Origin of the sequence: Bacillus sp. 103mf (assembly GCF_900116295.1) — a bacterium.
Lineage (GTDB): Bacteria > Bacillota > Bacilli > Bacillales > Bacillaceae_G > Bacillus_A > Bacillus_A bruguierae.
In genome coordinates, this window is the sequence record NZ_FPAF01000010.1 from 127,651 (window position 1) to 139,523 (window position 11,873).

The 11,873-nt window shown below is 36.7% G+C and carries 8 protein-coding genes; all 8 read right to left on the reverse strand.

Annotated elements, in window-relative coordinates:
• Positions 1-104: 104 nt before the first annotated feature.
• The gene (ftsX, locus tag BM350_RS19260) at positions 105-998 is read right to left on the reverse strand and encodes a permease-like cell division protein FtsX (RefSeq protein ID WP_090920296.1); all 894 of its coding nucleotides are present in this window, start codon (positions 996-998) and stop codon (positions 105-107) included.
• Positions 988-1,674, reverse strand: a complete 687-nt coding sequence (gene ftsE, locus BM350_RS19265) for a cell division ATP-binding protein FtsE (protein WP_090920293.1) — start codon at positions 1,672-1,674, stop codon at positions 988-990. The genes ftsX and ftsE overlap by 11 nt, the downstream gene beginning before the upstream one ends.
• A 554-nt stretch (positions 1,675-2,228) precedes the next feature.
• Positions 2,229-2,558 (reverse strand): cytochrome c551, encoded by a 330-nt coding sequence (gene cccB, locus BM350_RS19270; RefSeq protein ID WP_090920291.1) that lies wholly within the window; start codon positions 2,556-2,558, stop codon positions 2,229-2,231.
• Between the two features lie 610 nt (positions 2,559-3,168).
• A protein-coding gene (gene prfB, locus BM350_RS19275) for a peptide chain release factor 2 (RefSeq protein ID WP_139207782.1) occupies positions 3,169-4,270 on the reverse strand; the annotation gives its coding sequence in 2 pieces (ribosomal slippage) (positions 3,169-4,197 and positions 4,199-4,270; 1,101 coding nt in all).
• A 317-nt stretch (positions 4,271-4,587) separates the two neighbouring features.
• Positions 4,588-7,098 (reverse strand): preprotein translocase subunit SecA, encoded by a 2,511-nt coding sequence (gene secA, locus BM350_RS19285; protein ID WP_090920286.1) that lies wholly within the window; start codon positions 7,096-7,098, stop codon positions 4,588-4,590.
• Between the two features lie 275 nt (positions 7,099-7,373).
• Positions 7,374-7,916: a ribosome hibernation-promoting factor, HPF/YfiA family gene (raiA, locus tag BM350_RS19290; RefSeq protein WP_090920283.1), complete on the reverse strand. Its 543-nt coding sequence runs from the start codon at positions 7,914-7,916 to the stop codon at positions 7,374-7,376.
• 319 nt (positions 7,917-8,235) lie between these two features.
• On the reverse strand, positions 8,236-8,439 hold the full coding sequence (locus tag BM350_RS19295) for a cold-shock protein (protein ID WP_170857738.1): 204 nt from the start codon (positions 8,437-8,439) through the stop codon (positions 8,236-8,238).
• Between the two features lie 119 nt (positions 8,440-8,558).
• Positions 8,559-10,157 (reverse strand): lipase family alpha/beta hydrolase, encoded by a 1,599-nt coding sequence (locus BM350_RS19300; protein ID WP_090920278.1) that lies wholly within the window; start codon positions 10,155-10,157, stop codon positions 8,559-8,561.
• Positions 10,158-11,873 lie beyond the last annotated feature (1,716 nt).

Below are 11,873 nucleotides of genomic sequence, written 5' to 3' on the forward strand. Positions count from 1 at the left end.
AACACACAATGGTGTATGAAAAGGCATCACACGTTGTGCGATGCCTTTATCTATTTCTACTATATGATAAGCTTGTACGAAATATGTTTGCAACTTTTTACACTTTATACTTTTAAGAAACGACGGATTGACATAACGCTTCCCCACATACCAATTAATGCACCGATTAGCATTAACAATGCAGATAGCTCGAAAACAAACGGGCTGTATGGAAGCAATTCAAAAATTGTTCCTGCAAATTGCTCATTAAACATAGATTGAAGCGAATTATATGAAGTCACAATCATAATAATTGGAATGATTGAACCTAGTGCACCTAGGAATAACCCTTCTAATAAGAATGGCCAACGAATAAACCAGTTTGTTGCTCCAACAAGTTTCATAATTTCAATTTCAGTGCTTCGTGCGTAGATTGTAATTTTAATTGTATTAGAGATTAAGAACATCGCTGTGAATAACAGACCTGCAATTAATATAATCCCAATATTACGGCCGGCTTTTACTGTATCAAATAATTTTTCTACTTCGCCTTGTCCATATTGTACTTTATTTACAAATTGCATTTTTCCAATTTTCTTTGCAATACCAGCTGTATCAGTTGGTTCTTTCGCTTTTACAACATATACATCTTTTAACGGGTTATCTTGTTCAAATAGCTCAAATGATTTCCCGCTATCACCTAAACTTTTAATCAATTTTTTTAGTTCTGTGTCTTTAGAAGAATATTTAACAGACTCGACTTTCGAAATCTTTGAAATATCTTCTTTTAATTTTTTTTGATCCTCTTTCTTAGCTGCTGGATCAATATGTACACGAATTTCTACATCTTGCTCTACTTTCGTTGCAAAATGGTTCATGTTCATAATCGCTGTTAAAAAGACACCTACAAGTAGTAATGTAACTGTTACTGCACTTACAGAAGCAAATGTCATCCATCCGTTACGGGATAAATTTTTGATACCTTCTCGTAAATGGCGACTAAGGGTTTTAGTCTTCATATCCGTATCCTCCCTCAATCTCGTCTCGAACAATTTTTCCACCTTCAATTGCAATTACACGATGACGAATTGTATTTACAATATCTGCATTATGCGTCGCCATAATAATTGTTGTACCGCGATCATTAATGCGCTTAAAAATACTCATAATATCCATCGCTGTATCTATATCAAGGTTACCTGTTGGTTCATCGGCAATTACAACTTTCGGACGATTCACAATCGCTCTTGCAATTGCAATACGTTGTTGTTCCCCACCAGAAAGCTCACTTGGCAATGAATCAGCACGTTCTTCAAGACCTACAAGAGCTAATACTTCCATAACACGCTCACGAATCACTTCTCGTTCTTCTTCGATTACTTCTAAGGCAAACGCAACATTCTCATATACAGTTAACTTCGGAAGCAACTTAAAATCTTGGAAAATTACGCCTAGCTGACGACGAAAATGTGGTACGTCACGCTCTGCTAAAGATTCAATTACCAAACCATTTATATTAATAGATCCTGTGGTTGGTTTTTCTTCACGATACATCATTTTAATAAATGTAGATTTCCCGGCTCCACTCGGTCCTACTACATATACGAATTCACCTTGCTTAATTTTTACTGTGAGTCCATTAACGGCTTTCATGCCATTTGGATACTCCTTATAAACATTCGTCATTGTTATCATTATTTATCACCCAATACTAATGATTTTTTCGACACTTTCTACTCTTCGATGTTTAACTATAGCTGCTAAAATCTTCGGTCGTTTCTACTTTTTTTCACTATTACATCATCTAAATATGTATAACTTTTTCTCCAAAATTCTACAAAAAGGCACTACGCTCTACATTGTACCATTATTCCGTTTTAAATTCGGATACAAGTTTGTTACAGTTATGTTACACAGCGCGAAATATAGGATAGGACATGACACAAACAAATAAGACCTTCTGCCTTCATACAAAAAGGTCTCATTTATTCCATAAAACGATTCTGAACAAGCCGCTTCCGCTTTTCTTTTTGTCCAGCTCCTGCGGCTAGAATGGTCGGTGGCTTCGCGCCTTCCTCCGAGGCACAATACGCCTCTCTGTCAGGAGCTCCATCCCCCTTCCATTCTGAGCAAGCCGCTTCCGCTTTTCTTTCCGTCCAGCTCTGCCTCCTAGGCCCTCATGTCTAAGAACCTTCTGTGTGAAAGAACCTTAGCCAACAGGCCTAAACAGTCGGCTCCGCTTTTCTTTCTTACTTCTTCTCAGCTAGCCATTCTGCTACTTTTTTCGCATCTTCGCCTTGGATTAGACCAGCTGGCATAGCGCCGCGGCCTTTCGTGATAATTTTTTCAATATCTTCTTTCCCATACTTTCCGCCTACTTTTTGTAACGCTGGGCCAGACAATCCTTGTAAGTCATTACCGTGGCAACCTGCACAGCTCTTTTGGAATATTTTCTCGGAACTATCAGCACTTGCTTCTTGGCCAGGACTTGAAGGTTTACTTTCTTCCTTTTTTCCACATGCTCCTACTGTAAGAGCTAACGATGTGCCTAATACAATCATCAATAATTTCTTTTTCATCTATATCACTCCCCACTGTTAATTGATCCCTCAATAGCATTATAATGATTTCCCTGCAATTTCAAAACTTACCTGCATACCCAGTATTATCCTAAATAACGGTCATCTCTTGCGGGCTCAAGGTTTATCAGCAATTGTTTCAATTTCGTGAACAAATAATAGGATACAAAAACGAAAGGTTTTCTATATAAGTCCATTTTGATTTTTCAACATATACATCACCGCTATGCAGAATAAAGCATAATCTGCACTCACTTCCTCCCTTTTGCACGTGGAAGGAAAAGTCTCTGACCATTTCTATGCATGGCCAGATGCTCTCTCCCATTTAAAAAGAAAGATTTTTATGTCGGTTTTTTAATTTGTATTTATATAGTATAAAGCATCTAAAATGTACTCTATTTTTTGTTCTATCACATTCAGCATTTTATTATTTTCTACTTTTTACAAAGTAATATACAGCTTGTATGCTACAACTACACCCACCAAAAAGAGAAGTTGCCATACAACTTCTCTCCTCTTTCTCTGCTTCTAGATAGAAGGTATACTTCGGATTTTCTCTCGTATGTGCCAACTCCCTGTTGGCATTTTTTATTAATAAAAAATAATCTTTTTACGAAATACGGGAACGTAAATATGCATCAATAAATGCATCAATTTCTCCGTCCATAACTGCTTGCACATTCCCGACCTCTGTATTTGTACGATGATCTTTTACAAGAGAGTATGGATGGAATACGTATGAACGAATTTGGCTTCCCCATCCAATTTCTTTTTGTTCACCGCGAATTTCATCAAGCTCTGCTTGTTGTTCTTCTAATTTTTGTTGGTACAGTTTCGCTTTCAACATCTTCATTGCATGCTCACGGTTTTTAATTTGAGAACGCTCAGATTGACATGTTACTACGACATTTGTCGGAGTATGTGTAATACGAACAGCTGAGTCAGTCGTATTAATATGCTGTCCACCTGCTCCGCTTGCACGGTACGTATCTATTTTTAAATCCTCTGTACGTATTTCAATTTCAATATCATCGTTAAACTCTGGTACAACTTCACAAGATACGAAAGACGTGTGACGGCGGCCAGATGAATCGAATGGTGAAATACGAACAAGACGATGTACGCCTTTTTCTGCTTTTAAATAACCGTAAGCATTATGTCCTTTAATTAATAACGTAACGCTTTTAATCCCAGCTTCGTCACCAGGTAGGTAATCTAACGTTTCTACTTTAAAGCCGCGTTTTTCTGCCCAGCGTGTATACATACGAAGCAGCATAGAACCCCAATCTTGTGATTCTGTTCCACCTGCACCTGGATGCAACTCTAAAATCGCATTATTCTTGTCGTGTTCTTCATTTAGTAATAATTGAAGTTCGTATTCGTTCATATCGGCAGATAAAGTTTTCACTTCGGTTTCAAGCTCCGCATGTAATTCTTCATCGTATTCTTCTTTTACAAGTTCGTGTGTTACTTCTAGATTTTCAAACGTTTCGTTAAGCGTATTAAACTTACCAACCATGTCTTTTAAAGCATTCGCTTCATTAATGACTATTTGTGCACTCTTTTGATCATCCCAAAAGCTTGCCCCCATCATAATTTCTTCTAGTTCCGCGATTCGCTGTTCTTTTCCAGCAAGGTCAAAGAGACCCCCTAAACGCCGCTAATCTCTTAGCCATTTTCTCTAGTTCTTGTCTAATTTCTACCAATTCCATTTTTGTCACCTCTATGTAATTACTTTATCTATCCTATATGAATGAGCGGTAAGCCCTTCACTACTTTATCCTAACAACAAGGCAAACTCTCTCTGCTGTTGCGAGAGAGAGTTCATCTCTTGTTATTATATGAATGTTTATTAAAATTTTCCATTCATGAGAAAAATATTCTGAACGAACCGCTTCCGCTTTTCTTTTTGTCCAGCTCTGCCTCCTAGGCCTTCATGTCTAAGAACCTTCCACACGAGAAGGTAAAAAACACCTTCTGTGTGAAAGAACCTTAGCCAACAGGCCTAAACAGTCGGCTCCGCTTTTCTCTATCTCCCAATTCCACAGCAGTTTTTGTATTTTTTCCCGCTGCCGCATGCGCATAAGTCGTTGCGGCCTGTTTGGTCACCTTTTACGACTGGTTTCTTTTTTGCAAGTTCATCGCCATCTTTCGGATGAACTGCTTCTCCTTGCGCTACTTCTTGACGTTCTAAGTTTTGTTCGATTTCCGCCTTCATGATGTAACGAGAAACTTCTTCTTCAATAGAAGCAATCATCGCCTCAAACATCGCAAAGCCTTCCATTTGATATTCGCGAAGTGGATCAATTTGACCATACGCACGTAAATGAATACCTTCACGTAAGTGATCCATTGCATCGATGTGATCCATCCATTTCGAGTCTACAACGCGGAATACAACTACTTTTTCAAATTCACGTATTTGTGCTTCTGGCATTTGCGTTTCCTTCTCGTCGTAGCGCTCTTTCACTTTCACAAAGATGCTATCGATCATTTCTTCTGGCGCTAAGCGGCGTAGTTCTTCTTCTTTCACATCACCATCTTGTAGAAGAGTTGTATTTAAGTACTCAACAAGACCAGCAATGTTCCACTCTTCTTCTAATTCATCTTGCGTATGAAGAGCTACCACGCGCTCTACTGTAGAATGCATCATTCCTTCAATAATACCGCGCAGATTCTCTGATTCCATTACATCTTGACGCTGCTTGTAAATAACTTCACGCTGCTGACGAAGTACATCGTCGTATTGAAGAAGTTGCTTACGCGCATCGTAGTTATTACCTTCTACTCGTTTTTGTGCAGATTCAACAGCGCGAGATACCATTTTACTTTCGATTGGCTGCGTATCATCCATACCTAAACGATCCATCATCGCTTTCATATTATCAGCACCGAAACGACGCATCAGTTCATCCTCCATTGATAGATAGAACTGCGTCACACCTGGATCCCCTTGACGTCCAGAACGACCGCGCAGCTGATTATCGATGCGTCGGCTTTCATGACGCTCTGTACCGATAACAGCTAAACCGCCGATTTCACGTACGCCTTCTGCTAGTTTAATATCCGTACCACGTCCCGCCATGTTTGTCGCAATTGTCACTGAACCTTGATAACCTGCTTCAGCAACAATTTCTGCTTCGCGCGCATGGTTTTTCGCGTTTAAGACATTATGGCGTACACCTTTTCTCGTTAACATCTTTGAAATTAACTCAGATGTTTCAATTGCTACTGTACCAACAAGAACAGGTTGTCCTTTTTTATGACGCTCAACGATATCGTCTACAACAGCGTTAAATTTCCCTTCCATCGTTTTAAAAATTAAATCTGCACGGTCATCACGAATAACCGGCTTATTCGTCGGAATAACAATAACCTGCATATTATAGATGTTACGGAATTCTTCTTCTTCTGTTTTCGCTGTACCTGTCATTCCAGAAAGCTTCTCATACATACGGAAGTAGTTTTGGAATGTAATCGTCGCAAGCGTCATACTTTCATTTTGAATTTCTACGCCTTCTTTTGCCTCAATCGCTTGATGCAATCCTTCGCTGTAGCGGCGACCTTTCATAAGACGACCTGTAAATTGGTCAACAATTACGATTTCGCCTTCTTGCACAACATAATCTGTATCACGCTGCATTACAACGTGAGCACGAAGCGCCTGATTAATATGGTGAAGAAGCGCTACATGTTTTAAATCAAATAAGTTTTCAATGTGGAACGATTTTTCTGCTTTGTTGATCCCTTCTTCTGTCAACATAACATTTTTCGTTTTCACATCAAATGTATATTCTTTTTCATTTGTTAACGTACGTACAAATGCATTTGCAAATATATATAATTCTGCAGATTTTTGCGCTTGTCCAGAAATGATAAGCGGTGTACGTGCTTCATCAATTAAAATGGAGTCTACTTCATCGATGATGGCAAAGTGTAATGGACGCTGTACACACTGTTCTTTATAAAGCACCATGTTATCACGTAAATAGTCGAATCCAAGCTCATTATTCGTGCTGTACGTAATATCAGCAGCATACGCAGCTTGCTTCTCTTCTCGTGACATATGATTTAAATTGATACCAACTGTTAAACCAAGGAACTCATGTAGTTGTCCCATTTCACCTGCGTCACGCTGTGCTAAATATTCATTGACTGTAACAACGTGAACACCTTTTCCTGTAAGAGCATTTAAATATACTGGTAAAGTAGAAGTTAACGTTTTACCTTCCCCTGTCTTCATCTCAGAGATATTTCCCTCATGCAGGGCAATACCACCCATTAACTGAACAGGGTATGGACGCAGACCAAGTACACGTGTTGCCGCTTCACGCACAACAGCAAAAGCTTCTGGCAACAAATCATCTACTGTTTCACCTTTTGTTAATCGCTCTTTAAACTCTACTGTTTTTCCTTTTAACTGTTCATCTGTCAGTGGTGACACTTTATCTGCTAATGCTTCTATTTTATCCACGGTTTTTTGCATACGTTTTACTTGACGTTCATTTGTATCAAATACCTTTTTTAAAATACCGATCATGAGAATACGCTCCTCTTTTATTAAAATAAAACTTCCATCAGTGTCTTTTTTCTTTTCACTGATTGGTCGCTATAACACTCAATTTCATTTTTGTATGAAAAATAGAATTCTTTCGCCTACTAAAAAAGTATAAACCTACTAACAATTGTAACACTTGTTTTATATGTATGACAACAATCGGCCAAATGCATCTACAGGAAAGTAAAGAAGCCGTCTGCTCACATTCATATAGAACCTAAAAAAACGCAGCCATGACAGCTGCGTTTTCCTTTATATTATTTAGTTTCGATTAAACCATACTTTCCATCTTTACGGCCGTATACAACATTTGTTTCATTTGTTTCTGAATTTGTAAAGACGAAGAAGTTATGACCTAACATATCCATTTGTAAAATCGCTTCTTCTACATCCATTGGTTTTAAGTCAAATCGTTTTGTACGGACAAGCTCTAATTCATCTTCAGCAACCTCTTCTTGTACAGCTGGTTGATCTGGAAGAATCAACATTGCTTTTATAGAGCCTTTCTCACGTAACTTACGGTTTACTTTTGTTTTATGTTTACGAATTTGTCTTTCCAGTTTATCTACTACTAAATCAATAGCAGCGTACATATCACTATTTGTTTCTTCAGCGCGAAGTAATAAATCTGGAAACGGGATTGTTACTTCCACCCTTTGCTTGTCAGAGTATACTTTTAAGTTTACCTTAATTTCTGGAAAAGTATCGAAATAGCGTTCTAACTTACTTAACTTTTTCTCTACATATTCCTTTAATGCTGGAGTTACTTCAATATTTTCACCGCGAATGTTGAATTTCATAGATGAACTCCTCCTTTCAAGCCTATGTATAAGATTTTCGACAAAGGTATCAAAAACCCTTCCTACATTTTAAAAAATTTTGATAAAATCAATATTTTTTTATCGATTTTTGTAGAAAAGAAAATATATTATCTTTCCTACTCTTATTTTATCCTATTCACATCGTACTTACTGTATGTAGATGTGAAGAATCAGTTACAAAATTGCTACAACTTTTTGACAACGCTTTCTTTATGATAAAACCTCCGTTAGCTATGCAACGGAGGTTCTCCTATGTGAAACGCTGGTCTTTAAAACGCACCATGTTTCTTAGATACTTTTATTTTACCTTTACAACATTTGCCGCTTGCGGACCACGCGCACCGTCTACAATTTCAAATTCCACTTTCTGTCCTTCTTCTAACGTTTTATATCCATCGTGCTGAATCGCAGAAAAATGAACAAAAACATCATCTCCGCCATCGCGCTCGATAAACCCAAAACCTTTTTCTGCATTAAACCATTTTACTTTTCCTTGCATGATCGTTCCATTCCCTTCAATCTTAAAGTAAGGGCATCTGCCCCGTACTTTGACTATAACGAATAAGAAAACGGAAAGTCAAAGAAGACTTATCGTCTTTTTATTGTACCTTTCGACATATTTTATTTTTCAATATACACAGAACGCACAATCGTCCGAGTATATGCTTTTCCTTCTTTATTCTTCCCTTTAATATCGATCGTTACGTTATACACACCTGATTCCTCAACAGTTGGCAACTTCCCGGTGAATGTGGCTGCATCTTCTTTTTGCAGTTTATTAGACTGCGAAACTAACTTCCCATTCCGATCTACAACGTGTACATCAAAGGATAAGTTTTCTTGTTTTAAGGAGCGTTTTGGGGATTTCGTTAACTTAAATTCTGCTTTGTTTTGTTTAACTTTACCTGGCATTTCTAATGTAAAAGGTGCAGCTTGTTTATAATTAGCGAGCATCATGTACGCATCGCTCTTTTCCTTTGACATCATTTTCAAGCGCCACTCACCTTCTTCCATTTGGTCCATTTGGAATGTTCGGATGTTTGCTCCATTAAAATAAGCATACTCTTCTCCAATTGTTGCTTTGCTATTTTGATTTGTGTACACCTTACCAGATGGAGCAATAAGTTGTATTTGCACATCTGGATTTGCAGTCAATACAGAAATACTTCCATCTGTTACAGTATCCACCGCAAAGGTTTTTTCCACCCAGCTATTTGATGGGAGCTCCCCTCCAAATACTGTTTGATTAGCATTAGCATCTAGACTTTCCTTTGATTCTTCTAACATATTTTCATTTACGATAGAAGGAGATGGTGAAGTACTACGCAAATAAGGCTCAATCCGTGAAAATACTGCTGATCCCATTCGAATGCTATCATGATCGAGACTAGAATCTGTGAATAGATGTTTTCCATAAGGCAACTGCGTACTCCATTCGTTAACTAATCCATCATTAGCGCCATACCAGGAGAGGTAAAATCCACCCATAGACAATGCAGAGAAGGCTGGTCCCCAGCTTGTGCCCGCCACTGTATAATAACGGTTCAATTTAGCGTTTGGATTACTATCCGTTATATTACGAAACTGCGCCATTTCCCCTGTCTGCAGAGAGTACGTCCCCGCATCCTGCTGTCCTAGTAAGGAAGCAAGCCACCCTGCCCACCAGCTATAGGCTAAGTCTGCTAAATTAGATCCATAATGTGGTGAGGCAAGCGTTACTACATTTCCAACAAAACGGCTGGCATCGTAATGAATAAGCGCTGCTTGCGTATCTGGTCCACCTTTACTGTGCGCAACAATATTAACCTTCTTCCCAAAATGATTATAGATTTGCTCCAGCATAGAAGCGAGCAAACGTCCATTATCCCATTCACTTGCTGAACCTTTTCCCGCCGCATCATACAGCTGAACAAATACAGTTTGATACCCTGCGTCGTAAGCATAGTTATACATATTGTTCATACCGTGATAGACTGTTTCACCATACCAGTTCTTAGCATTTCCATTCTTACCTTGAACAAATACGATAGGTGGTTTATTTGAACTATTCTCAGGAGTTGCCCCTAAAAACCAACTCCCAGGAGTAAACGATTCTGATGGCGGAAAAATTCCCCCAGATATTTGTACAGAACTAGCGAAAGCGGATGAAATAGGAAAAGAACAAGAAATAAAAATAAAAACAGTTAATAATGCAAAGAAACGTTTGAACTTATGCAACATAACAGACCCCCTTATTTAATTTTAAATTACACCCTTCATACAATTATCTTATGCCCAGGTTCATCCCATCATTTGTAGTTAATTAAATAATAGACACATGATAAAAAGTTAGAATCTTCAGTCTTATTAACATTTAATTTCACCACCTGCATGCTCATCAATTTACTAACCATTAGTATTCATATGTAAAAATCTTTTTTATCATGATTTAAATACATCTTCTTAAGAATAAAACTCTCCTCTTCCAACTAGAGTAGAAAAATAAAAAAATATATTGTCATATTCTTAAATCTATAATAAAATAAAATCATAAAATTATTAATATTCAGAAAATAATAGAGGAGGAATTATTATGGCGATCGCAATTGCAGTTTTATCATTTTTAGGTGGATTAATTCCGTTAATCACAACTCTTTTAAAAGCATTCATCTAATCTTCTCGTACTTATAATAAATTATCGTACAAATGATCTGTCTATCAAAGGTGAATTGATATACAGATTATTTGTGTGAAGCTAGATATAACAAAAAATGTTTTAGTATACATATTGAAAAATTATATTTAGTTATACCCATATTTTCATATTGTTGTAATTAATAATAATCGAATATATATAAATCTACTTTAATTTTTTGACATATAAGTCGCTTCTATGCATGGTCAGATACTCTCGCCCGCCTAAAAAGAAAGAGGGTTTATATGTCGATTTTTAAATTTGTATTTATATAGATGTTAGTTTAAAGACTTTTATATGAAATGAAAAAAGTTTGTTGAATGAATAAAAACGTAATAAATTGTTCGATTTCCTTAATTCACAAAATTTTCAAAACTATAACCTTTAAATGTTAATATTTGTTATATAATAGACTTATCAAAGAATCACCTAGGTGGTTTCCCCTGTTTTGTTTATTAAGATAGTTTGTTTTACTCTTATTAATATTATCTCAAAAAGAACTTGTAGTTATTACTATAAGTTCTTTTTGTTTTTCTAGTTAAACATGCTAATGAAATATATCCCAAAATTTGTTTCATCTAGATCTCCCTTTAATACATTTTATTCCACATTAACATATGTAAAGCAATTTACATTGTATATTCTACATAAATGAGGTTACCATGATCACACTTATCAGCAGTCCAAGTATATAGAAACTTAAAAAAGCCCCTTCATAATACGAAAGGGACTTGGCTCACACAAATGATCTGCACATCAATTCATTTTTGGTATACAGATCATTTGTATGATAATTTTTATAAATAATCGCTGAATAATAAACTTACATTACTGCTTTTAAAAGTTCTGCTACTAATGGAATTATTCCACCTAAGAATGATAAAACTGCCATTGCGATTGCCATTTGATTTCCTCCTCTGGTCTGTACATCAATCCATCTTTGCTATAAAAATCATTTGTATAATCATTTTTTATAAATAATTACGGAATAACAAACTTACATAAATGCTTTTAAAAGCTCTTGTACGAATGGAAGTACTCCACCGATAAATTTTAAAACTGCCATTGCGATTGCCATTTGATTTCCTCCCCTAATCTGCACGTCAATTCATCTTTGCTATACAGATCATTTGTATGATAATTTTCATAAATAATTGCGGAATATGAACTTACATTACTGCTTTTAAAAGTTCTGCTACTAATGGAAGTACTCCACCGATAAATTTTAAAACTGCCATTGCGATTGCCATTTGATTTCCTCC

Bases quoted from the DNA above. Each gene is read 5' to 3' on its own strand.
- ftsX (WP_090920296.1), bottom strand. From the start codon at position 998: ATGAAGACTAAAACCCTTAGTCGCCATTTACGAGAAGGTATCAAAAAT.
- raiA (WP_090920283.1), bottom strand. From the start codon at position 7,916: ATGAAATTCAACATTCGCGGTGAAAATATTGAAGTAACTCCAGCATTA.
- ftsE (WP_090920293.1), bottom strand. From the start codon at position 1,674: ATGATAACAATGACGAATGTTTATAAGGAGTATCCAAATGGCATGAAA.
- BM350_RS19300 (WP_090920278.1), bottom strand. From the start codon at position 10,157: ATGTTGCATAAGTTCAAACGTTTCTTTGCATTATTAACTGTTTTTATT.
- secA (WP_090920286.1), bottom strand. From the start codon at position 7,098: ATGATCGGTATTTTAAAAAAGGTATTTGATACAAATGAACGTCAAGTA.
- cccB (WP_090920291.1), bottom strand. From the start codon at position 2,558: ATGAAAAAGAAATTATTGATGATTGTATTAGGCACATCGTTAGCTCTT.